The sequence below is a fragment of the Massilia sp. GCM10023247 genome, assembly GCF_042653325.1.
GTDB lineage: Bacteria > Pseudomonadota > Gammaproteobacteria > Burkholderiales > Burkholderiaceae_D > Telluria.
Window position 1 is genome coordinate 41,466 of record NZ_JBHSIB010000026.1, and the last position, 23,225, is coordinate 64,690.

Below are 23,225 nucleotides of genomic sequence, written 5' to 3' on the forward strand. Positions count from 1 at the left end.
CCCGGGCATGCCCCGCCAACGCAAGCCCGGCCGCGCGGCAGGACCCGCCATCCCCGGCATGGTTCGCTACAGGACCGTTTAGTTCCCCGAAATCCCTCGACGCCAGTCAAGCGGTGCGCAGCGCACGACAGGTACGCTGGCAGCGGCGTCGTTGATGCTGGCTTAGCGAATTTTGTTAGCGCAGCGGCCGTGCGCCGGCAGGGCCGCATCGTGTTCGTGGCGTGTCCGTGGCGTGTCTGCGCCGTGTCTGTGCCGTGTCTGTGCCGCTACCGGATGGGAGTGAAGCCTTGAATAATCCAGATCCCCGCATTTATGTTGCCGGCCACCGTGGCCTGGTCGGTTCGGCCATCGTGCGCGCCCTGCGCGCGCGCGGCCATACGCAGATCGTCACGCGGTCCCACGACGAGCTCGAGCTTACCGACCAGGCCGCCGTACGTGCCTTTTTTCGTGCCGAACGCATCGACCTCGTCTACCTTGCCGCTGCCCGGGTCGGCGGCATCCACGCCAACAACAGTTATCCGGCCGAGTTCATCTACGACAACCTGATGGTGCAGGCCAATGTCGTGCACGAGGCCTGGCGCGCGGGCGTGGCGCGGCTGCTGTTCCTCGGCTCCTCCTGCATCTATCCGCGCCTGGCCCGCCAGCCGATCCGCGAGGAGTACCTGATGGACGGGGCGCTGGAGCCGACCAACGAGCCCTACGCGGTCGCCAAGATCGCCGGCATCAAGCTGTGCGAGAGCTACAACCGGCAATACGGCACCGATTTCCGCAGCGTCATGCCCACCAACCTGTACGGCCCCGGCGACAACTACCATCCGCAAAACAGCCACGTGATCCCGGCGCTCATGCGGCGCTTCCACGAAGCAAAGGCCGAGGGTGCGCCCGAAGTCGTGATCTGGGGCAGCGGCAAACCCATGCGCGAATTCCTCTACGTCGACGACATGGCCGCGGCCAGCGTGCACGTGATGGACCTGGCGCCGGAAAGCTATGCCGCCGTCACCGCCCCGATGCACTCGCATATCAACGTCGGCAGCGGCACCGATGTCAGCATCGACGAACTTGCGCACCTGGTGCGCGACGTCGTCGGTTTCGAAGGGCGCATCGTGTTCGATGCCAGCAAGCCGGACGGTACGCCGCGCAAGCTGCTCGACGTCTCGAAACTGCGTGCCCTCGGCTGGAGCGCCAGCACGCCGCTGCGCGAGGGCCTGCAGCGCGCGTATGCCGCGTTTCTCGCGGTGCAGGTCGCAGACGCAGCCGCAGCCGCATGAGCCGGCAAGCACGGCGCCGGGGTCGCCCGGCGGGAACTGCCGTTTTTTTCTTGATTGGAGACGTATGTTGAACATGGTTCGAAAGTCGCGCCGGGGAAGCGGATCGGGGCTGGGAGGGCCCGCCTTCCCCGTCGCCGCCCTGCTGGCCTTGCTGGCGGCAGCGATGCTCGCCGGCTGTGGCGACAAATCGCGGCCTGCCAAGCCCGGGCAGGCGCTGGTCAACGTCAACGGCGAGGAAATCACGGTCCTGCAGCTGAACGACGAATTGCAGCGCGCCGGCGTGCCCGCCACCCGCCAGGAGCAGGCCAGCAAGCAGTTGCTGCAGGCACTGATCGACCGTGAGCTGATCGAGCATGCGGCCATCCAGGAAAGGCTGGACCGCGACCCGAAAGTCATCGCGGCGATCGAGCGCGCCCGCTCGCTCATCGTCGCCCAGGTCTATATGCAGAAACGGCTGGCCAACGTGGCCAGGCCGACGCCGGCCGAGGTCGAGGCCTACTACCGGGCCCATCCCGACTTGTTCGAGAAGCGCAAGCAGTTCAGCCTCGACCAGCTCGTCATGACGACGGCCGAGCTGACGCCCGAGGTACGCGCCGAGGCCGACAAGGCCCGTTCGCTGGAGGAGCTGGCCGTCTGGCTCGATGCGCATGACGTCAAGTACGGCCGCTCCCAGGTCACGCGCAGTACCGCCGAACTCGGTCCGGAGCTGACGAAGAAGCTGCTCGCCATGTCGAGGAACCAGCTGTTCAGCGTCAGGGAAGGCGAGCGCGCCATGCTGTTGTCGATTGCCGAGGTGCGCGAGGCGCCCGTGCCCCTGAGCGTGGCCGCGCCCCAGATTGCCCAGTTCCTGACCACCAGCAAGCAGAAAGAGCTCGCGGCGGCCGAGGTCGAGCGGCTGCGCAAGAGCGCGAAGATCGAATACCTGAACCCGGAGCTGGCGCAGGGCGCGAGGGCGGCGCCGGCCAGCATGACGACGCCGCGCGCCGCCGCGCCGGGCGCGGCAGCGCTGCCCGAGGCGAAGGCCGCCACGCCTGGCGCCGCGCCGCCCAGGGCGGCGGAGGCAGCTGCCGACAAGCTGGCCAGGCCGGCGGCGCCCGACCAGGGCACGGTCGAGCGCGGCGTCGCCGGCCTCAAGTGAGCGCAACACCCGGCACAACAGCGACCCATCAACAGGAGCGATCATGAAACGACTTGGACACTGGATTGCAGCGGCCGTACTGGCGCTGGGCGCGGGCATGGCCTGCGCCGCGGAGGTGCTGCTCGGGCCGGGCGACGTCGTGCGCCTGTCGGTGTACGGCAGCCCCGACCTCTCGGTCGAAACCCGGGTCAGCGAGAGCGGGACGATTACCTTTCCGCTGCTGGGCCAGGTCGGCGTCGGCGGCATGTCGGTGGCGGCCGCCGAAAAGAAAATCGGCGGCTTGCTCGAGAAGGGCGGCTACCTCAAGAAAGCCGAGGTCAACATGCTCGTCACGACGCTGGCGAGCCAGCAGGTGTCGGTGCTGGGCCAGGTGAACCGGCCCGGCCGCTATCCCGTCGAAGGGCGGCGCAAGGTACTGGACCTGCTGGCCATGGCGGGCGGGGTGGCGCCTGAAGGAAGCGACCTCATCACCCTGGTGCGCAGCCGCGACGGCAAGACCGTGCGCGAGACGATCGACGTGGTCGACATGGTCCGCAAGGGCGAGCTCGACAAGGATGTCGAGGTCGCCGGCGGCGACATCATCTATGTCGAGCGGGCCCCGCGCGCCTATGTCACGGGCGAGGTGCAGCGGCCCGGTGCCTTCCGCATCGAGCGCGGCATGACGGTCCAGCAGGCCATCTCGGCCGGGGGCGGCCTGACGCCACGCGGCAGCGACAACGGCATGCGCATCACCCGCCGCGATGCGGCCGGACGCGCCGTCACGCTCGAGGCCAAGGCAAGCGACCCGGTGCTCGTCGACGACGTCATCACCGTGCGCGAAAGCTGGTTCTGAGCGCTTGGAGCTTCCATGAACGTCCGTCAATTCCTGATGCTGTTGCGTGCCCGCAGGCGGCTGATCCTGGCGACGCTGTTCGCCACCATCCTGCTCGCGCTCGGCTGGAGCCTGGTGCAGGGCAGGTCCTATACCGCGACCGCTTCGGTGCTGCTGAACTACAAGGGTGTCGACCCGCTGACGGGACTGACCATGCCGGGCCAGTTGCTGCCGGGCTACATGGCGACCCAGATCGATATCATCGGCAGCAAGAACGTGGCCTTGCGCGTGGTCGACCGCCTGCGCCTGGCCACCAACCCCGTCGTGATCGAACAATTCCATGAGGCCACCGACGGCAAGGGGACGGTACGCGACTGGCTGGCCGAACTGCTGCTGCGCAAGCTCGATATCAAGCCGGCACGCGAGTCGAGCGTCGTCGAGATCAGCTTCGAGGGCGCCGACCCCGCATTCGCCGCTGCCGTGGCGAATGCCTTTGCCGAGGAATACCAGAACGCCAGCGTGCAGCTCAAGACGGATCCGATGAAAAAGGCGGCGTCCTATTTCAACGAGCAGACGAAGCAATTACGCGACAACGTGGAAACCGCCCAGGCGCGCCTCTCGAAATACCAGCAGGAGCAGGGCATCGTCAGCCTCGATAACAGTCGTTTCGACGTCGAGCTGGCGCGCCTGAACGACCTGTCGACCCAGCTGGTGGCGGCGCAGGCCGCCGCGCTCGAGGCCACTTCCCGCGAGCGCATGGCGGGCGGCGCCGCCGTCAACTCGCCCGACGTGGCCGACAATCCGCTGATCCAGAACCTGCGCGTGGCGCTGGCACAGGCCGAAGCCAAGCTGGCCGAGGGCGCGGCGCGCTACGGCAGCAACCACCCGCAGTATCAGGCCGCCCGGGCCGAGGCCGACAAGATGCGCGCCGACCTCAAGGTCGCGCTCGGCACGGTGTCGAAGAGCGTCGGCGGAAACGCCCAGGTACTGCGCCAGCGCGAGACCGAACTGCGCGCGGCGCTGGCCGCGCAAAAGAAGCGCGTGCTCGAGCTGAACCGTTCGCGCGACGAACTCGGGGTGCTGCTGAAGGACCTCGACAGCGCCCAGCGCGCCTTCGACGCGGCCAGCACGCGCTTTTCCCAGACCCGCATCGAGGCCCAGGCCGAGCAGTCCGACATCGCCGTGCTCAATCCCGCGGCCGTCCCGGCCGAGCCGTCCGGGCCGCGCGTGCTGCTCAACACGCTGGTGGCGATCCTGCTCGGTACGGTGCTCGGGCTCGGGCTGGCCCTGGTGCTCGAATTGCTGCACCGTCCGGTGCGCTCGAGCAGCGACCTGCCGGAGCTGCTCGGTATCCCGGTGCTCGGCACCATCGAATGGGGCACGCCGCAGCCGCGCGGCGGCTTGCGCGCCCTCATCGGGCCGCGCCGCCCCTTGCGCCTGAACTGAACGGAGTAGGCGATGAATTCACCGATCCTGTCACCGCTGCCGGCCGACCCCCTCGACTCGCGCATGGGCACGCTCCTGGTCGCCTCCGGCAAGCTCACCGCCGACGACGCCGAACGCGTACTGCGCATGCAGCGCGAACTCGGCATCCGCTACGGCGAGGCCGCCATGCGCCTGGGCCTGGCCAGCGAAGACGATATCCGGCAAGTGCTGGCGCGCCAGTTCGGCTATCCCTACCTGCAGCCGGGGGAGGCGGGGCTGTCGCCGCGCCTGGCTGCGGCCCATGCACCGTTTTCGGCGCAGGTCGAGTCCTTGCGCGCGATCCGCAGCCAGTTGATGCTGCGCTGGTTCGCGCACGGGCGCCGCGCGCTCGCCGTTGCCGGCGCCGATCCCGAGGATGGCGCCGCGCTGTTCGCTGCCAACCTGGCGGTGGTGTTGTCGCAGCTCGGCGAGCACACCTTGCTGGTGGATGCCAACCTGCGTAGCGGGCGCCAGCAGGAACTGTTCGGGCTCAAGCCCGGACCGGGACTGTCCGACTTGCTGGCCGGCCGCGCCGACCTCGACGCCATCGCGCGCGTCCCCGGCTTTGGCGACCTGTCGGTGCTTGCGGCAGGCACCTTGCCGCCGAACCCACAGGAGCTGCTCAGCCGCGAAGCCTTCCGCAACCTGCACGCGCTGCTGGAGAGCCGCTACGATATCGTTCTCTACGACCTCACGCCCTTCGGATCCGGCGCCGATGCGCTGGCGGCCAGCGCGCGCGCGGGAGGCGTGCTGCTGGTCGCCCGCAAGGACCATACCCGCGTGCACGACGCGGCGCACATGGCCGGCCAGTTCGTCGCGGCCGGTGTCGAGGTCGTCGGCGCCGTCGTCATGGAGTTCTGAATGACGAGCCAGGCGCGTTCGCGCAACCGTCCTCGTGGCTCCCCTGGCGGCGCGGGCCAGGGCGGGCAGCCGGCCGCAGTCGACGGTCCGGCCACCGCTGCCGCCAGTGCCCCTGCAGGCGCCTTCGCGCAAACCTCCGCGAGCGCTGCCAGCGTGGCCGGCGGCATGCTCGCCCGGATGCGCATCTCCGTCCGGTCTGCCTGGCCCGAGTGGTGGCCGGTCTGGCTCGGGCTGGCGGTGTTGTTCCTGCCGACCTTTGCCGACCTGTTCAGCGACGCCTGGATCGGCGAGGAGCAGGGGCACGGGCCGATGATTTTCGCGCTCGCCCTGTGGCTCATCTACCGCAAATGGCATGAGGTCGCGCAACTGCCCCGGAGCTCGTCCGCCGCCGGCTGGGCGGTGCTCGCGGCAGGGCTCGGCCTGCACCTGCTCGGACGCACGCAGCACATCCTGATGTTCGAGATCGGGGCCATCCTGCTGGTCCTGGCCGCCGTCGTGCTGGTCAAGCGCGGGAGGCGCGCGCTGCGCGTGCTCTGGTTCCCGTTTTTCTTCATGCTGTTCATGATTCCGCTGCCGAGCGAACTCGTGGCGGCCGTGACCATGCCCATGAAGATGGCGGTGTCCTGGGCAACCGAGCATTTGCTGTTCGCAGCCGGTTACCCGATCGGGCGTTCCGGCGTGGTACTGCAGATCGGCCAGTACCAGCTGCTGGTGGCAGATGCCTGTGCCGGCCTGCAGACCTTGCTCACCCTTGAGGCGCTGGGCCTGTTTTACCTGAACCTGATGCGCCACCCGTCGGCTTTTCGCAACGTCGGGCTGGCGCTCTTGATCATCCCGATTTCCTTCTGCGCCAATGTCGTGCGCGTGATCGTGCTGACGCTGGTGACGTATTACCTGGGCGATGCCGCGGGCCAGGGTTTTCTGCACGGGTTCGCCGGCATGGTGCTGTTCCTGACCGCGCTGGCCCTGATCCTGGCGGTCGATTCCAGCCTGCAGTGGGCGGCACGCCGGCGCGCGCTGGGGCGCGGGACGCCGGCCGGGCAAGGCCGGACGAAAGGGGAGGCCGCATGAAGCGCGGCCTCGGCGCCAGCCTGGTGCTCGGCATCGCCATGGCCGGCGCCTCGGCCCTGACCGTGGCCCTGACGCCGGCGCCGGCAGCCAATGCGGTCCAGGCCGGGTTTCGCCTCGAGGCCATGATCCCGTCCCGTTTCGGGTCCTGGAAGGTCGACCCGACCATCGTGCCGCTGACACCGAGCCCGGAGCAGCAGGGCGCGCTTGCGAGGATCTACGACCAGACCCTGTCGCGCACCTATGTCGACCCTGCCGGCCGGCGCGTGATGCTGTCGATCGCCTATGGCGGGGAGCAGAGCCGGGCACTGCAGTTGCACCTGCCCGAGGTCTGCTACGTGGCCCAGGGCTTCCAGGTGGCGGGCGAGGGCAGCGGCGAGCTGGCGACCCGGTTCGGCACGCTGCCGGTCCAGCGCCTCGTGGCCACCCAGGGTGAACGCAACGAGCCGATCACCTACTGGATCACGATCGGCGACCGTGCCACCCGTTCCGGCATCGAGCAAAAGCTGCGCCGCCTCGCCTATGGACTGTCGGGCCAGATCCCGGACGGGATGCTGGTGCGTATTTCCAGCATCACGACCGACGAACCGGGCGCCTGGCGCCTGCACGACCGCTTCGCCGCCGATCTGCTCGATTCGCTCGACGCAGCATGGCGCAAGCGCCTCATCGGCGCCGCGCCCGCCGGTCCCGGCGCCGCCAGTCCCAAGCCCGCCAGTACCGGATCCGCCACGCCCGGCCCCGCCCGTGCTGCCGCCCTCGGCCCTGCGCCCGCGCCCCCCGCGGCCGCCGGGGACGCCGGGTCCGCCGGGTCCGCCGCGCCCGCCGCACAGCCATGAGCGCGACCTGGCTCGGGTATTTCTTCACCACGCTGCCATTCCTGGCGGCGCTGCTGCTCGCGCTCCTGGCCGTCGCCGGCGTCGGCCTGGGGCTGGTATGGCCGCGCCTGCTCGTCTACCCCTACCTGTGCGTCTTTTTCTGGGTGAATTCGACCAGCTACGGCAGCTTGTCCGTGTTCGCCACGCCCGGCGTCTATAGCCGCGGCTCCGGCCTGCTGTGGTTCCCGGTGGTGCTCTGGTACGTGCTCGGCGCCTGGTGCTGCGCCCGCGTGGCGGCCGGTTTCCGGCGCGGCACCCTTGCCGGCTGCAACCTCTACCCCTGGTTCTGGGGCTGGACCGTCCTGCTGGCCTGTCACGCCGGCGCGGCCGTGGTGGCCGGCGTGCCCATCAAGGAGGCGCTGGCCCCGTCGGGTTTCTCGAACATTGTCTGGATGGGGCCGCTCGTGGCCCTGATGCTGCTGTCCTTCCGCACCCGGGCCGAGGCCATCGAGCTGGCGCGCTTCATCATGCTGGCCGGGCTGGTGCGCGCCCTGTTCGGACTGGGACGCTGGGCCGCTTTCGGGGGCGACCCGAACAATGTATATGCGAACATGAACGCGATCCGCATCCGCCTCACCTTTTTCGACATCAACGACAGCCTGCTGTGCATGATGGCTGCCGCCATCGCCGCTGTCGGCCTGTTCGGCGAGCGCCAGGACCATTCCCGCGCCTGGCGCATCCTGGCCGGGCTGACGCTGGTGGCCACCACGGCCTGCATCGTGCTGTCCTACCGGCGCAGCGCGTGGATCGGCTTCGTGTTCGGCGCCATCATCGTGCTCTGGCGCTTCCCGTTGCGGCGGCGCCTGCAACTAGCGCTGGCGGCGCTGCCGCTGGCCGGGGCGGCGCTCGGCTATGCGGCCCTGCGCCGCCTGGGGCAGGCGCAGGGCCGCGGCGGCATGAAAGGCCTGTTGTACGACATGCAGTCGGGCCGCTTCGGTCCCGAAAGCGAACGCGTGCTGGAACTGAAGCTGGTGCTGGCCGACATCCTGGCGCGCCCGTTCACCGGCATCGGCGCCTGGGGCCGCTACACGGGCTACCAGCACATCTCGTGGCAGGCCAATCCGGACGGCGGACTGTTCCTGCACAGCGGCGTGCTGCATGTGGTGCTCAAGAGCGGCTTGCCGGGCCTGGTCCTGTTTGCCGGGACGGCCTGGGCTTTCGTTGTGGTCGCGCGCCGCGCCCTGCGCCACCTGCCGCCCGAGCTGCTGGGACTGGGGACGGCCGGGGTGGCGGGGCTGGCCTTCATGGTGCCCGACATGCTGATCGGCACGCCGTTCCCGCAGGTGCGGACGACGCAGATGCTGGCCGTCGCCCTGGCGCTGCCGTATGTGGCGCTGGCCGCCAGCGGCGTACCGGCCATCAGGCGGGGGGCGGTCCGCATGCGCCTGCGCCCGGACGTGGCGCCGGCCTGAGCGAGGGAAGCCGATGCGCGACTCTGCCCGCACCCATGCCCGCATCGAGGTCCGCACCCATGGCCGCATCCAGGCCGGCCCTCGCGCAGCCGGGCCGCCGCCCGCTACCGGATGCGGCGTCCGGCCGGGCGGCCCCATCGGTCCCACCGCCGCTGCGCCGCCGGCCCAGGAGCGGTGCGGCCGGCGGGCCGCCCGCTTGCCCGCGCCAGCCGCGCGCCCTGCATGATGGATCTGCGCCTGCTCCGCAACGCGTGGTCGAACCTGCTCGGCGCCGCCGTGCCTGCGCTGGTGGCGCTGGCCACGGTGCCGCTGGTTGTCGCTGGCCTGGGCGAGGCGGGCTACGGGGTGTATTCGCTGGTGACGGCCATCGTCGGCTATTTCGCGGTGATCGACATCAATGTCACTGCCGGGTCGGTCAAGTTCATCTCGGCACAGCATGCGCGCGGCGAGCACGAGCGGGTGGGCGAGACGCTGTGCTTCGGCCTTGCCGTGTATGCCGCCATCGGCACCCTCGGTGCGCTCGCCCTGCTTGCCAGCGCCGGATGGCTGGTCACCCGCGTGTTCACGGTGCCGCCCGGATTGACGGCGGAGTCCATTGCCTGCCTGCGCCTGGCGGCGCTCGGCTTCCTGTTCGGCCAGCTGCAAAGCTACCTGCACAGCCTGCCGCAAGCGCTGATGCGATTCGACGTGTCGGGGCGTCTCGAAATGCTGTTCGGCACCCTGGTCCCGCCGCTGACGGTGGCCGTGCTGCTGCTCGGGGGCGGCCTGTTCGAAGTGATCCTGCTGCGCGTGCTGGCCAGCGCCGCGCACTGCCTGGTGCTGTGGCGCGGGGTAGGGCGGCTGCTGCCTGGCCTGCGCTGGCGCTGGCCGGGTCGCGAGCTGCGCGGCGGCATCCTCGGCTTTTCGGCGTATTCCTTCCTGTCGCGCTTCGCGACGCTGTCGTATGCGCATGGAGACAAGCTGATCATTGGGGCGCTGGTGGGCGTGACCGGCCTGGCCTACTTCACGGTGGCGGCGACGCTGGCCAATCGGGTGCTGGGCCTGACCTTCCGCCTGTCCGGCGTGTTCTTCCCGGCGGCCAGCGCGCTGGCCGCCGCCGGCGAACTGGCGCGGCTCGACCGTGCCTACCTGAAGGCGACCCGCTACGTGGTGTACCTGAACGCGGCAATGCTGGTGCTGCTGGCCGTGTTCGCCCATGCGCTGCTGGCCTACTGGATGGGCCCGGCCTTCGCGCAGGGCGGCGCGACCGTGCTGGCGGTGATGGCCTTGTCGCAATTCGTCGATTCGCTGACCAGCCTGCCGTCGCTGGTGAACGACGGCATGGGCTATCCGCGCCTGTCCGGGCTGTTCGCGGTCGGGCGGGCGCTGGCCGGGCTGGGGAGCGTCTGGCTGGGCGTGGCCGGCTGGGGCATCGATGGCGCCGCCTGGGGACACCTGGCCGCATCGCTCGTCTTCACTTCGGTCTTCCTCGTTGTCGTGCACGGCCGCACGGTGCCGACGCGGCTGGCCCGGCTGTGCGCGCACGGCTACCTGCCGGGCCTGGGCGCGGCCGCAGGCGCCGCCCTGGTTGCCGGCTGGGCCCAGGCATGTTGCGGACACAGCGCGCTCGGCTTTGCCCTGGCCTTGGGCGCGACGTCCGGCCTGCTCGCCGTGCTCGGCATGCTGTTCGTGGTCGAGGGCGAGGACCGGCGTTGGGCCTGGGCGCGCGTCAAGGCGCAGTTCAGCGTCGCGGGAGGAAGCTAGCGTGCGCATCCTGCTGGTATCGGAAGATTTGCCGGGCGAACAGCTCGGTGGCCTCGGCAAGCATGTCGTCACGCTCGGCAATGCCTTGCTGGCCGCAGGCCACGAGGTGAGCATCCTCGGTCGCAGCGACCGTGGCGTCGCCGACTGCGCCAGGCAGATCGGTTTCGAGGGCCGCTTCCTGCCCGGCTTCGACTATGCCCGCCCGGGCTGGAAAGAAGCGCAGTTGGGCATCTTCAACCCGTTCAAGCGGCCCTGGTTTGCGAGCAAGATCGCGCGCGCCATCGCGCGCCATGCGGGCGATGCCGAGGTCGTGCATTACCACGGCCACCTGCCGCTGCTCGGCCTGTATGTCGATCCGGACCTGAATTTCGTCCAGACCCGCCATGACCAGGGCAGCGAGTGCGTGACCCACCTGCGCTTCAGGGATGGCGCCGTGTGCGGACGGCTCGACGCGCGCGCCTGCGCCGGCTGCGCCCACCCGCAGCCGGGAGCGCTCCGCACGCTCGTATCGGCGCACGCGGTGTCGCGCTACCGCATCGAGACCGCGCGCGCCTTTGCGCGCCACAAGACGGTCTTCGTGTCGGAATTCCTGCGCCGCCAGTTCCTGCGCACACTGCCCACGGCCGACCTCGGGCGTTCCCGCGTGATCCACAACTTTGTCGACTGCGGCATGCTCGCGGCCCAGGCGGCGCAAGCGGGACCGCCGCGCGCCGGGCAAGTCCTGGTCGCCGGCCGCATCGACACCGGCAAGGGCTTCGGCGAGTTCCTGGCCGCGGCGCGGGGACGCCTGCCGCCTGGCGCCCGGGTGCTGGTCGTCGGCGACGGACCCGGCCGCGCCGCCCTCGAAGCCCGGTTTGCCGGCGAGCAGGTGCAGTTCCTCGGCTGGCGGCCGAACCCCGAGGTGGTGGCCCTTACCGCCAGCAGCCATGCCTGCGTCGTGCCCTCGGTGTGGGAAGAGCCCTGCGGCACCACGATCCTGGAAGCGCTCGCGCTGGGCCGCCCCTGCCTCGCGCTGGCGCGCGGCGGCAACCCCGAGCTGGCCGCCTACGTGGCCTGGCCCGGCCAGCTGCGCCTGTCCGCGGCCATGGAGGGCCTGGTCGCCGCGCTGCTGGCCGAACTGGCGCAGCCGCCACAGGCTGCGCCGCTACCGCAACAGGCGGGCATGGACGTGTTCCAGGCCTTGCCCCGGATACTGGATGTCTATGCCTGCCGACCCTAAATTTTCCATCGTCACCTGTACCTGGAACAGTGCCGCGACCCTCGGCGACACGCTCGCTTCGCTGCGCACCCAGACCTGCCGGGACTTCGAGCACATTTTCGTCGACGGCGGCTCGGCCGACGCCACGCTCGACATGCTGGCCGCCTGTCCCGGCAACAAGCGCGTGCTGCACGAAGTGCGGGGCGGCATCAGCCGGGCCATGAATGCCGGCATCGTGGCCGCGCGCGGTGCCATCGTCGCCCACCTGCATGCCGACGATTATTACGCCGCTCCCGACGTGCTGGAGCAGGTCGCGCGCCGTTTCGACGAAACCGGCGCGGCCTGGGTGGTGGGCAACATCCAGGTCTTGCGCGACGGCCGCCTGGCGCCGCCCCATGCGATGCCCCCGTTCAGCTACCGCGCCTATGTGGCCGGCCGCGCGACGATCCCCCATCCGGCCGTCTTCGTGCGCCGCGAATGGTTTGCGCGCGTCGGCGCTTTCGACACGTCGCTGCGCTATGCGATGGACATCGATCTGTGGCTGCGCCTGGCGGCCGTCACGCCGCCGGCCATGCTCGCGCGCACATTAACGGTGTTTCGCGAGCACGCCGGCAGCCTGTCCTCGGCCAACAAGCGCCAGGCACGCCAGGAAGAGTTCGCGGTGCGGCGGCGCTACCTGCGCCATGCGCCGCTGGCCTTCGCCGTGTATTGCCTGCGCTACCTCAAGCGCAGGCGGGCGCTGCCTACTGCAGGTCTTGCTTGACTAGTCGGTCATACATCACCGTGTTGTTGGCTGCCAGGACCGGCGCCTTGCCGCCTTGGCGCTCCTCCGCCTGCACCCCAAGCACGCGCCGCCCGGTACCGCATGCGGTTCTGCTTGCCATTGCCAGACGAATGTCCGGTCACGTAGTGGGCCGGCGCCACGGCGCCTGGCGGACACTTTTGTAGCCCGGCGGCACCGCGAGTTTGCGAACAACACACAGCTGTTAAAAGACTGAACATGCCGGTTCGACAAGCTTGGCGCTTTGACGTGGGATTTCTGCGATGCAAACAAAAAAAAGGATGATTGATGAAAAGAAGTTGCATTTGTTCAATTTCTTATTGCGGTAACATCATTTTTTTCAAGCGGCGTCAGCAGTACGGTCAGCAGTCAACACGCGCCGCTGCACGCAGCACCGCAGGCCGTCCTCCCTGGCCGGCCTGCCTCGAGAGTCCCATCGTTCGGAGTCCCATTCATGAAATTCAACCGACAGGGCCTGCTCCAGGCCCTCGCCCTGGCATCGCTATGCGCATGCTCGCTGAACGCGCATGCCGACTGGGCGCAAGCGGCCGATCCGCTGATCGTCCAGCCGGGCCCGGCAGGCGGCGCGATCCAGGCCCAGAACCCACCCGGATTTACCTGGGCGCGCCACCCGGCCGGCCCGGCCGCCTACGAGATCGAAATCACGCCTGCCGGCGGCACGCCGATGCGGGCCGTCGTCGAGCGCAACTGGTACCTGCCGAGCCGCGCCCTCCCGCTGGGCAATTACAGCTGGCGGGTGCGGCCGAAGGGCAGCAACGACTGGTCGGTTCCACGCAGCTTCTCGCTGACGTCGCGCTCGACCGTATTCGAAGTGCCCGACAACGTCGCGCTGCGTGCGCGCATCAGCGCCAAGGCGCGCCCGCGCGGCCTGCCGCCCACGTTCACGCCGTATGCGACCTGGAACGCCGCAAAGAAGGCCGAGCTCGACCCCTACGTCAGCCGCATGACGAATGAAGTCAAGCTGCAGATCAATGCCTTGCCGGCGCTGTCGGACCGGCGCTGGCCGATCGTCATCACCACGCCGCTCACGGCCGCCATGGCGACCCAGCAGACCGACATCCGCCAGCGCATCAACGAGGCCAGCCGCCAACTGGAAGCGGCCAGCGTCATGTGGCGCATGAAGCGCGACCCGGTGTTCCTGACCGAAGCGCTGCGCAAGGGCGACCAGCTGGCCGCGCTCGATCCCAAAGGCCCGACCAGCTACGCCAACCAGGACCAGGCCACACGCCAGATCGCGCTGTCGCTGATCAAGGCGGCCGACATCCTCGCCGGCGACCTCGACGGCGCACGCAAGGCCAGGTGGCTTGAGACCGTGCGCGTGCGCACCGAAGAGATCTACCGCAACCTGGCCGGCGACAACGGCCGCCTCGACCAGTATCCCTTCGATTCGCACGGCAATACGAGCCTCGTGTTCCTGGTGCTGATCTCCACGCTGTCGCTGGGCGACATCCCGGAAGCGCAGAAATGGTTCGATTTCTCGTTCCGCGCCTATGCGAATGCGCCGTCGCCATGGTCCGGCCCGGAAGGCGGCTTCGCCAACGGCACCGCCTACGCCGAATACGCCGCCGGCTACCTGGTGCAGCTGTGGGACCCGCTGACCCAGGCCACCGGCGTGAATTTCTATGGCAAGCCATGGGCGCTCGGCTTCCTCGATTTCGCGACCCAGTTCACGCCGCCCGGCTCGAAGGTCCACGCCTTCGGCGACGCCTCCGAGACCCGGCCCGACCCCCGTGTCTTCCACGCCTTCGCTTCGCGCATGTTCTCGCCGCGCGCGGCCTGGTACGTGGGTAACCTGGGCGGCACCGAAGACGCGCTGTCGCTGCTGCAGGCGCCGTACCCGATGCCGGTGGCCGACACCAAGCTGCAGACGCCGCCCTCGAACACCGCCTACTACCCGAGCATCGGCTGGGTCTCGATGCACAGCGATCTCGGATCGAGCGCGCGCAGCTCGCTGTACTTCAAGTCCAGTCCCTACGGTTCGTTCAACCACAGCCATGGCGACCAGAACGGCCTACTGCTGTCGGTGGCCGGCCAGCCGCTGCTGGTCAAGGCCGGCTGGTACGACTGGTACGGCTCGCCCTACTGGAGCGACTGGTACCGCCAGACGCGCTCGCAAAATGCGATCACCTTCGACGGCGGCAAGGGCCAGCTGGTGAACGGCTACCGCGAGCAGCTGCAGCGCAACGGCAAGATCATCGGTTACGCGGCCCAGCCGGGCTACGATTTTGCCGAAGGCGATGCCACTGCCGCCTACGGCGGCCAGCTGACGATGGCGCGGCGCCACGTCTGGCACCTGCGCAATGCCGGCAATGCCATCCTGGTGCGCGACCGCCTGGCGGCGACCGTGCCGCACACCTACGAGTTCAACCTGCATGCCCCGGTGGAGATCGCGGTGCAGAGCCCGCGCGCCGTGAAAATCGCGCACAACGGCCAGTCGGTCTGCGTGCGCTCGCTCAATCCGGACGCCACTTTCGCCAAGTGGATCGGTCCCGGCGCCAAGACCAACGTGGTCGAGGACCACGGTGCCTTCTACCTGCCGAACGACGGCAAGTCGGAGGCCGAGTTCCTCGTGCTGCTCGACGTCGGCTGCAAGTCGCCGGAGGTACGGGTATCGACCTCGGGCACGGTGCGTACCGTGACCGTTGCCGGGCAGACCGTCACGCTCGACGGCGGCGCGCGGCCGGCCCTGCAGCTTTCCACGACCGGTAGCGTGCATATCGATATCGACGCCGAGGCCCAGGCATCGCTCTGAGCCCCGGCGCGCGGATGCGGCCCGGTTTGATCGCCCTCAAACCGGCGGGCGCGCGTTTGCGTGCGCGGGGGCTTCCTGCCGGGTGCTGCGCTAGTATCGACGGCGACACCTCGACAGGGATCCCATGGCTACCCGTCCGCTTTGCATTGCCTTCATCGTCCGCGATCCGCTGCCGCCCTTGCGCGCTGACGTGCTGACCCTGTTCGGCGTCGAGATGCCGCGCCACGGCATCCGTACCGAGCTGGTCGGGCAGGGCGGGGAGGCCCGCGGCGCGTCCTGGGGGGCGGGCGGCATGCATGTCGTCGGCAGCCTGCGCAGCCGTTTCGCCGGCGTGCTCGCACCGGCATGGGACGCGCTGGGCCTGCTGCGGGCCGCGCGCCGTGCGCGCCCCGACTGCATCCAGGTGCGCGACAAGGTCGCCAGCGCACTGCTCGCCCGGGTGGCCGCGCGCATCCTGCGCGTGCCCTTTGTCTACTGGATGTCGTTCCCGATCGTCGAGGGCTTCGAGGCGCGGCGCGATGCGCTGGCCGGGGGCGCCAGGGGCACGCGCGGGCGGGCGCTCTGGCTCGCGCACGCGGCGCGCGCCCGGGCCGCGCGCTTTGCCGCCTACCGGCTGGTGCTGCCCGGCGCCGACCACGTGTTCGTGCAGAGCGCGGCGATGCGCGACTGGCTGGCAGGGCAGGGTATCGCCCGCGCGCGCATGACGGCCGTGCCGATGGGCGTCGACGCCGCGCTGCTCGAGCGCGGCGCCATCGTCCCCAGCGCCGACCCGCGCCTCGACGGCCGCCGCGTCGTGCTCTACCTGGGGCGCGTGGCGCGCGCGCGCCGCTCGGACTTCCTGCTCGACGTGGCCGAGCGGCTGCGCGCGCACCTGCCCGCGAGCCTGCTCGTCATCGCCGGCGACGCCCCGTCGCCCGACGAGATGGCCTGGATGCGCGACGCCATCGCCGCCCGCGGCCTGGCGGACCACGTCCTGCTCACGGGCTGGCTGCCCCAGCGGCTGGCGCTGGGCTATGCGGTGCGCGCCGAAGTCGGGCTGTCGCCGATCCCGCGCGGCGTCCTGTACGACGTGTCCTCGCCCACCAAACTGGTCGAATACCTGGCGCTCGGCCTCCCCGGCGTGGCCAACGACATTCCCGACCAGGCCCTCGTGATCGAGCGCAGCCGGGCCGGGCTGTGCGTGCCGATGCAGGCCGATGCCTTTGCCGCCGCCACCCTGCGCCTGCTGGCCGACCGCGCACTGGCCGCCGCCTGCGCCGAACGGGGGCCGCCCTGGGTACGGGCGCACCGCACCTACGCCATCCTGGCGCGCGAGGTGGCCGACGCCTACCGCCGTATTTTGCCGCCCCTGCCACGCCAGCCGCTCGTGCCGCCCCTGCCGCCATGTGGACCTACAGCCTGAAATTCACGCTGCGCTCGGTCCTGCGCACGGTGCTGCGCGGCCTGCCGGCGCGCCTGCTGCTCAGCCGGCGCCTGGCGGCGGTCGAACGCTCGCCGCAACGGCTTGCCGAACTCATCCAGGAGCGGGCACGGCGCCTGGAAGTTGCGGTCGATCACGACGGCACGCGCCTGCGCCGCCTCGATCCATCGGCCAGCCTGTTGACCAAGAGCGAACTGCGCCAGGACCCGCAACGCTTCGTGCGGCCACGCGGCCCCGGTACGCTGCTGCGCAACACGATCCGCACCAGCGGCACCTCCGGCAGCCCCTTGAGCCTGGTGCAAAGCATCGGCGCCGTGGTCCGCGAGGAGGCCTTCCTGCAGCGCCAGTTGCGCTGGACCGGCTGGCGCCCCGGACAGCGGCGGGCCTGGATCCGTGGCGACATCGTCTGCGGCGCCGACCCGCCCGACGGGCGCTACTGGTGCCACGACTGGTTCGGCCGGGTGCTCATGATGTCCTCCTATCACTTGTCGAACACGAGCATCGGCGCGTATATCGCCGCGCTGGAGCGCCACGACCCGGTACTCATCCACGCCTATCCGTCCTCGGTCGCGGTGCTGGCCGCCTGGCTCGAGCGCGGCGCGCGGCACTACGCGGGGCGCTCGCTGCGCGCCGTGCTCACGTCCTCCGAAACCCTGGAGCCGCAAGTGCGCGCAGCCGTCGAGCGCAGTTTCGGGGTGCGCGTGTTCGACTGGTACGGCCAGGCCGAACGGGTCGCGGCCATCGGCACCTGCGAGCGCGGCAGCTACCACGTGCTGACCGACTACGGCGGCGTCGAGCTGCTCGAAGGCGAGGGCGGCCTGTGCGAGCTGGTCGGCACCACGCTGAACAACCCGGCCATGCCCTTGCAGCGCTACCGCACCGGCGACCGCGTGTTGCCCGGACCGGGCAAGCGCTGTGCCTGCGGGCGCGTGTTTCCGACCGTGGAGGCCGTCATCGGGCGCCAGGAGCGCAGCATCACCCTCCCGGACGGACGCATCGTCACCCGCCTCGACCGCGTGTTCCAGGGCCTCGACGCCCGCCTGCTCGAGGGCCAGGTGTTGTATCGCGGCGACGCCCGGTTTGTCTTGCGTGTCGTTACCCTGCCGGGATTCGACGCTGCCGACGAGGCGGCCCTGCTGGCGGCGTTCCGTCGACGGGTGCCGAATGTGGCGGTGCGGGTGGAGCAGGTGGCGGCGATCGCGCGCGGGCCGCACGGCAAATTCGAATTCCTCGCGGTCGACTGCTGAACCGTGCGCGGATCGGGTAACAGTTGATGTATGATCGAAATATTGTGCCTTTATTAATAATCGTGAAACCTTCGCCTGCCATTCTCGTTGCCGTATCGCTGGTCGCCGGAGCCGCTGCATGAAAGCACGCGCGCCGCGCATCCTGATGCTTGGCACCGCCCCCCAGGGCCGGGGCGGGGTAGCGGCGCTGGTATCGGTATTGCAGGCGGGCGGCCTGTTCGAGCGCGCCGCCGTGCGCTACGTCAGCACCCACCGCGAAGGCGGCTTCCTGGCAAAACTGGGCGCCGCCGCGAGCGGCTTCTGGCACGCCGCCCGTGCCTGCCTGTTCGAGCACCCGGCCATCGTCCACGCGCACGCGGCCTCGGGCGCCAGTTTCGCGCGCAAGTCGCTGCTGTTGCTGCTGGCGCGCGCCAGCGGCAGCCAGACGATATTCCATCTGCATGGCGCCCACTTCGTCCATTTCTCGACCATTCGCTCGGGCGCCCTGATGCGGCGCTGGATCCGCCATACCCTCGAGCGCAGTTCGCTCGTTATTGCCCTTTCCGAGAGCTGGGCGGCTTTCGTGCGCGGCTATGCCCCGCGCGCGCGGGTGGCCGTGGTGCCGAACGCGGTGCCGCTTCCCCAGCGCGCCGGCGATCGCGCCGCCGCCAGGGCCGTCGAGGCCGGGCGGATTGTCTTCCTTGGCCGCCTGGAGGCAGCCAAGGGTCTGGTCGAACTGCTCGACGCGGTGGCGCTGCTGGCCCCGCGCTTTCCGGCGCTGCGCCTGCTCGTGGCGGGCACCGGCGAGTGCGGCCCGTGACATGCGGCCGCCGCGGCGCGCGGCATCGGCGACCTGGTCGAACTGCCCGGCTGGCTGGACGGGCCGGCGCGCGACGCCGAACTGGCGCGCGCCGCCGTGTTCTGCCTGCCTTCGCACGCCGAGGGGCTGCCGATGGCGGTGCTCGAGGCCATGGCCGCGGGCTGCGCGACGGTGGCAAGCACGGTCGGCGGCATTCCGGAAGTGCTCGTCGATGGCGAGAACGGCTTGCTGGTGCCGCCGGGCGACGCCGCCGCGCTGGCCGCCGCCCTGGCGCGGCTGCTGGACGACGCCGGCCTGCGCGAGCGCCTCGGCGACAGCGCGCGCCGGACCGTGGAACAGCAGTATTCGCCAGAGGCGGTGTGCGGCCGGCTGGCGGCAATCTATAACGATATGGCGGGGACGAAATGAACGCAACAGTACGCATGGTGTGGTGGGTGAACCGTCTGCGCTGCATGTCGGTGGCCGAGATCGGCTACCGCGTGCGCCGGGCGGCGCGCACGAGGATGGCGCGCAGCGCGGTGCGCAGCGCCGCCGGACGCACGGCGCCCGAACCGCTGCCGCGCGCGCGCACCTTCCGCATCCTGGGCGCGCCCGACCTGGCGCCGAGCCAGGTCGAGGCGCTGCTGGCCGAGGCCGACCGCATCTGCGCCGGCCACGTCGTCCTGTTTGCCGACCGCAGTTTCGACGTCGGTGTGCCGACCGTCTGGAACCGCGACCCCGACAGCGGCATCACCGGGCCGTCCGTCTTCTCGGGCGACATCGCGATCGACAAGCGGGAGCTGGTCGGCGACATCAAGCATGTATGGGAGCTGAACCGCCACCTGCACCTCGTGCGCCTGGCCCAGGCCTGGAGCGTGAGCGGGGATGTGCGCTGGCTGCACGCGATCGAGCAACAGTTGCGCAGCTGGCTCGACCAGTGCCCGCCGCTGACCGGCCCGAACTGGACCAGCCCGATGGAGCTCGGCATCCGCCTGATCAACTGGGCCTTGCTGTGGCAACTGGTGGGCGGCGAGGGGAGCAGCCTGTTCTCCGGCGAGTCCGGGCAGCGCCTGCGCGCCGACTGGCTCGACAGCATCCACGCCCACTGCCGCACCATCTCGCGCAACCTGTCGCGCCACTCCTCGGCCAACAACCACCTGATCGGCGAGCTGAGCGGCCTGTTCGTGGCGGCCTCGGTCTGGCCCTGCTGGAAGGCATCGAGCGGCTGGATGGAGCAGGCCCGGCGCGAACTCGAGCAGCAGGCGCGCCTGCAGTATTCGCTCGACGGCGTCAACCGCGAGCAGGCCTTCGGCTACCACGTGTTCTCGGCCGAATTCCTGTTCGTCGCGGGACTGGTCGGCCAGGCCTGCGACGTGCCGTTTTCGCGCACCTACTGGAGCGTGCTGCAGCGCGCGCTGCGTTTCCTGCGCTCGGTGCGCGACGTCGGCGGCCATGTGCCGAACGTGGGCGACAGCGACGACGGCAGCGTGTTCCGGCTCGATGTGGCCGGCAGCGACCGCGCGGCCCAGCTGCTGGCGCTGGGCGAGACGGTGTTTGCCGCCCAGGCCGGCGGCCACGCCGGCGCGCCGGCCACGACACTGCACCCCGGCGTGCGCTGGCTGCTGCACGCGCTGCCAGGGCGCCGGCCCGACGCCGACGCCCACGAGCCGGACACCGGCTGGGCCTTCCCGGACGGCGGCTACCTGCTGTTCGGCTCGCGCTTCGGCGAGCAGGACGAAATCAAGGGCATGCTCGACTGCGGACCGCTCGGCTACCTCGGCATCGCCGCCCACGGCCACGCCGATGCGCTGGCGCTGACGCTCTCGGTGGCGGGCGAAGAGGTGCTGGTCGATCCCGGCACCTATTCCTACTGGCAGGATCAGAAGTGGCGCGATTACTTCCGCGGCACCTCGGCCCACAACACGCTGCGCGTGGACGGGCGCGACCAGTCGGTCTCGGGCGGGCGCTTCATGTGGCTGCGCAAGGCGCGCGCCACCATCGAGCGCATGCCGGCCTCGCCCCACGAATTCGATTTCCGCGGCTCCCACGACGGCTATACGCGCCTGTCGGACCCGGTGCGCCACTTGCGCAGCGTGCGCTTCGACGCCGCCACCTCGACCCTGGTCGTGCGCGACGAGGTGGCCGCGAAAAAGGCCCACCCGATCGAACTGTTCTGGCACTTCGCGCCCGAACTGAATGTGCGCCTGACCAGTGCCGGCCTGCACGTGCGCGGCAAGCGCTTCGCGCTGCAGATGCATGCCACCGGCGCCGACCTCAAGCTGGAACTGGTGCGCGGCGCCGAGAATCCGCCCCTGGGCTGGTATTCGCGCTGCTACGAATCGAAACAGCCGAGCGACGTGTTGCGGCTGTCCACCGTATCGTCCGCCGTTCCGGTCGAGTGCAGGTTTACAATAACGTTTTTTTAACTGTTAGCATTTTTTCATAATTACTATAGTGGTAGGGAAGTCCAAACACATGCTTATTTATCTGGTCGCGGGCGCAAGGCCCAATTTCATGAAGATCGCGCCGATCGTCCGTGCGCTGCAAGCCCAGCAAACGCTGTCCTTCAAGATCATCCATACCGGTCAGCACTACGACCGCGAGATGAACGACGTGTTCTTCGAAGAACTCGGCATTCCCCAGCCGGACGTGTTCATGGCGGCCGGCGGCGGTAGCCATGGCCAGCAGACCGCCAAGATCATGGTCGGCTTCGAGGAGCTGTGCATGTCCGAGCGTCCGGACGCCGTCCTCGTGGTCGGCGACGTCAATTCGACGCTGGCCTGCTCGATTGTCGCCAAGAAGCTCAACATTCCCGTGGCACACGTCGAAGCCGGCCTGCGCAGCGGCGACATGACGATGCCCGAGGAAATCAACCGCCTCGTCACCGACAGCATCTCGGACTGGTTTTTTGTTACCGAACCGGCCGCGCTGGAACACCTGCGCCGCGAAGGCAAGCCTGACGCTGCCGTGCACTACGTCGGCCACGTGATGGTCGACAACGTCCTGTTCCAGGCCGACAAGCTGTCCCGCGCCGACACCTCCGGTTTCGAGACGGCCGCCTTCAAGGCCGCTGCCCGGCAGGGTGGCGGCAGATACGGCGTCATCACGCTGCACCGCCCGAGCAATGTCGACGATCCGGTCATGTTCGCCCGCATCGCCGGCGCGCTCAAGGAGATCGCGCTTGAGGTGCCGCTGATCTTCCCGGTGCACCCGCGCACCCGCGCCAACATCGAGAAGTTCGGCATCGACCTCGGCCCCAACGTGACCCTGGCCGGCCCGCAAGCCTACATGGCCTTCCTCAACCTGTGGAAGGACGCGGCCGTGGTGCTGACCGACAGCGGCGGCCTGCAGGAAGAGACGACGGCGCTGGGCGTGCCTTGCGTGACGATCCGCGAGAACACCGAGCGCCCGGTAACGGTGGACGAGGGCTCGAACGTGCTCGCCGGCACCGACCCGCAGAAGATCATCGAGGAAGCGCGCAAGGTCTTGCGCGGCGAAGGCAAGCAGGGGCGCCGCCCGCACCTGTGGGACGGCAAGGCTGCCGAACGCATCGTGGACGTACTGGCCCGCGAATTGACGCAGGAAGCCGCCCGGGAACGCTGATGCCCGACTCCATCACCTTGATGGGCTGCCGGATCGATAACCTGTCGATGGAGGAAACCCTTGCCCGCATAGGCGAGTTCATCCGTTCCGGCCAGCCCCATCAGCACGTGGTGGTGAATGTGGACAAACTGGTCAAGGCCAGCCGCGATGCCGAGCTGCGCCGCATCATCAACGACTGCGCGCTCGTCAATGTCGACGGCATGCCGGTAGTCTGGGCTTCGCGCCTGCTGGGCAAGCCGCTCAAGGAGCGCGTCGCCGGGATCGACCTGTTCGAGGCGCTGATGCGCCGCGCCAGCGAAGTCGGCTGGCGCGTGTTCCTGCTCGGCGCCCGCGCGGAGGTGGTGGCCCAGGTGGCCGAGGCCTACCGCCGGCGCTATCCGGGCCTGGCCGTGGCCGGCTGGCGGCATGGCTACTGGCAGGGCGAGGCGGAAGAAGCGGCGGTGGCGGCCCAGGTGCGCGCCAGCGGCGCCGACCTGCTGTTCGTGGCCATCAGTTCGCCGAAGAAGGAACAGTTCCTCGGCCGCTGGCAGGAACAGATGCGCATTCCGTTCGCGATGGGCGTCGGCGGCACCTTCGACGTGGCCATCGGGCGCGTCAAGCGCGCGCCGCGCTGGATGCAGCGGGCAGGACTCGAATGGTTTTACCGCTTCCTGCAGGAACCGCGCCGCATGTTCCGCCGGTATTTCATCGACGACATGGCTTTCGTCCGGCTGTTCGTGCAGGAAGCGCTGAGCGGACGCAAGCAGGGCCGCAAGCAGGGGCACGAGACAGGCGATTGACACCGT

Annotated in this window: 18 protein-coding genes and 1 pseudogene; all 19 read left to right on the plus strand. The window is 69.7% G+C overall.

The genetic code is table 11. From position 1 onward, the window contains the following. The first annotated feature begins 287 nt into the window (after window positions 1-287). The 19 genes and pseudogenes from fcl (at window position 288) to ACFPAH_RS21185 (ending at window position 23,219) form a co-directional block, all read left to right on the plus strand. Window positions 288-1,268, plus strand: coding sequence for a GDP-L-fucose synthase (gene fcl / locus ACFPAH_RS21095; RefSeq protein ID WP_379749279.1), 981 nt, complete (start codon window positions 288-290; stop codon window positions 1,266-1,268). Window positions 1,269-1,341: 73 nt separating this feature from the next. After that, on the plus strand, window positions 1,342-2,406 hold the full coding sequence (locus ACFPAH_RS21100; RefSeq protein WP_379749281.1) for an EpsD family peptidyl-prolyl cis-trans isomerase: 1,065 nt from the start codon (window positions 1,342-1,344) through the stop codon (window positions 2,404-2,406). A 43-nt stretch (window positions 2,407-2,449) separates the two neighbouring features. Then, window positions 2,450-3,238, plus strand: coding sequence for a polysaccharide export protein EpsE (gene epsE, locus ACFPAH_RS21105; protein ID WP_379749283.1), 789 nt, complete (start codon window positions 2,450-2,452; stop codon window positions 3,236-3,238). A gap of 15 nt (window positions 3,239-3,253) precedes the next feature. Beyond that, entirely contained in the window at window positions 3,254-4,663 is a 1,410-nt protein-coding gene (gene epsF / locus ACFPAH_RS21110; protein WP_379749285.1) for a chain length determinant protein EpsF, read from the plus strand. A gap of 12 nt (window positions 4,664-4,675) precedes the next feature. Next, window positions 4,676-5,542, plus strand: a complete 867-nt coding sequence (gene epsG, locus ACFPAH_RS21115; protein ID WP_379749287.1) for a chain length determinant protein tyrosine kinase EpsG — start codon at window positions 4,676-4,678, stop codon at window positions 5,540-5,542. 165 nt (window positions 5,543-5,707) lie between these two features. Then, a complete protein-coding gene (xrtB, locus tag ACFPAH_RS21120; RefSeq protein WP_379749570.1) occupies window positions 5,708-6,613 on the plus strand; it encodes an exosortase B in 906 nt (301 codons plus the stop codon). Continuing rightward, the gene (gene epsI, locus ACFPAH_RS21125; RefSeq protein WP_379749289.1) at window positions 6,610-7,446 is read left to right on the plus strand and encodes an exosortase-associated protein EpsI, B-type; all 837 of its coding nucleotides are present in this window, start codon (window positions 6,610-6,612) and stop codon (window positions 7,444-7,446) included. Before xrtB ends, epsI begins: the two co-directional genes overlap by 4 nt. Beyond that, on the plus strand, window positions 7,443-8,897 hold the full coding sequence (locus ACFPAH_RS21130) for an O-antigen ligase family protein (RefSeq protein WP_379749291.1): 1,455 nt from the start codon (window positions 7,443-7,445) through the stop codon (window positions 8,895-8,897). The genes epsI and ACFPAH_RS21130 overlap by 4 nt, the downstream gene beginning before the upstream one ends. A gap of 222 nt (window positions 8,898-9,119) precedes the next feature. Then, the gene (locus tag ACFPAH_RS21135; protein WP_379749293.1) at window positions 9,120-10,640 is read left to right on the plus strand and encodes a lipopolysaccharide biosynthesis protein; all 1,521 of its coding nucleotides are present in this window, start codon (window positions 9,120-9,122) and stop codon (window positions 10,638-10,640) included. Between the two features lies 1 nt (window position 10,641). Beyond that, complete coding sequence (locus ACFPAH_RS21140) at window positions 10,642-11,859, plus strand: glycosyltransferase family 4 protein (RefSeq protein ID WP_379749295.1); 1,218 nt, start codon at window positions 10,642-10,644, stop codon at window positions 11,857-11,859. Next, window positions 11,837-12,601: a glycosyltransferase family 2 protein gene (locus ACFPAH_RS21145; RefSeq protein WP_379749297.1), complete on the plus strand. Its 765-nt coding sequence runs from the start codon at window positions 11,837-11,839 to the stop codon at window positions 12,599-12,601. Before ACFPAH_RS21140 ends, ACFPAH_RS21145 begins: the two co-directional genes overlap by 23 nt. A gap of 472 nt (window positions 12,602-13,073) precedes the next feature. Further along, window positions 13,074-15,392 carry a heparinase II/III domain-containing protein gene (locus tag ACFPAH_RS21150; protein ID WP_379749299.1) on the plus strand — a complete coding sequence of 773 codons (2,319 nt, stop codon included), beginning with the start codon at window positions 13,074-13,076 and terminating at the stop codon, window positions 15,390-15,392. A 124-nt stretch (window positions 15,393-15,516) separates the two neighbouring features. Further along, window positions 15,517-16,794: a glycosyltransferase gene (locus ACFPAH_RS21155; RefSeq protein ID WP_379749301.1), complete on the plus strand. Its 1,278-nt coding sequence runs from the start codon at window positions 15,517-15,519 to the stop codon at window positions 16,792-16,794. Beyond that, on the plus strand, window positions 16,776-18,059 hold the full coding sequence (locus ACFPAH_RS21160) for a phenylacetate--CoA ligase family protein (RefSeq protein ID WP_379749303.1): 1,284 nt from the start codon (window positions 16,776-16,778) through the stop codon (window positions 18,057-18,059). Before ACFPAH_RS21155 ends, ACFPAH_RS21160 begins: the two co-directional genes overlap by 19 nt. Before the next feature lie 118 nt (window positions 18,060-18,177). Then, window positions 18,178-18,858, plus strand: a complete 681-nt coding sequence (locus ACFPAH_RS21165) for a glycosyltransferase (RefSeq protein ID WP_379749305.1) — start codon at window positions 18,178-18,180, stop codon at window positions 18,856-18,858. 18 nt (window positions 18,859-18,876) lie between these two features. Then, window positions 18,877-19,266, plus strand: a pseudogene (locus ACFPAH_RS21170) (glycosyltransferase family 4 protein); the annotation flags it as partial. Then, window positions 19,263-21,263 carry a heparinase II/III family protein gene (locus ACFPAH_RS21175; protein ID WP_379749308.1) on the plus strand — a complete coding sequence of 667 codons (2,001 nt, stop codon included), beginning with the start codon at window positions 19,263-19,265 and terminating at the stop codon, window positions 21,261-21,263. The pseudogene ACFPAH_RS21170 and the gene ACFPAH_RS21175, both read left to right, overlap by 4 nt. Window positions 21,264-21,312: 49 nt before the next feature. After that, on the plus strand, window positions 21,313-22,440 hold the full coding sequence (gene wecB / locus ACFPAH_RS21180; protein ID WP_379749310.1) for a non-hydrolyzing UDP-N-acetylglucosamine 2-epimerase: 1,128 nt from the start codon (window positions 21,313-21,315) through the stop codon (window positions 22,438-22,440). Further along, window positions 22,440-23,219 (plus strand): WecB/TagA/CpsF family glycosyltransferase, encoded by a 780-nt coding sequence (locus ACFPAH_RS21185; protein ID WP_379749312.1) that lies wholly within the window; start codon window positions 22,440-22,442, stop codon window positions 23,217-23,219. Before wecB ends, ACFPAH_RS21185 begins: the two co-directional genes overlap by 1 nt. The last annotated feature ends 6 nt before the right edge of the window (window positions 23,220-23,225 follow it).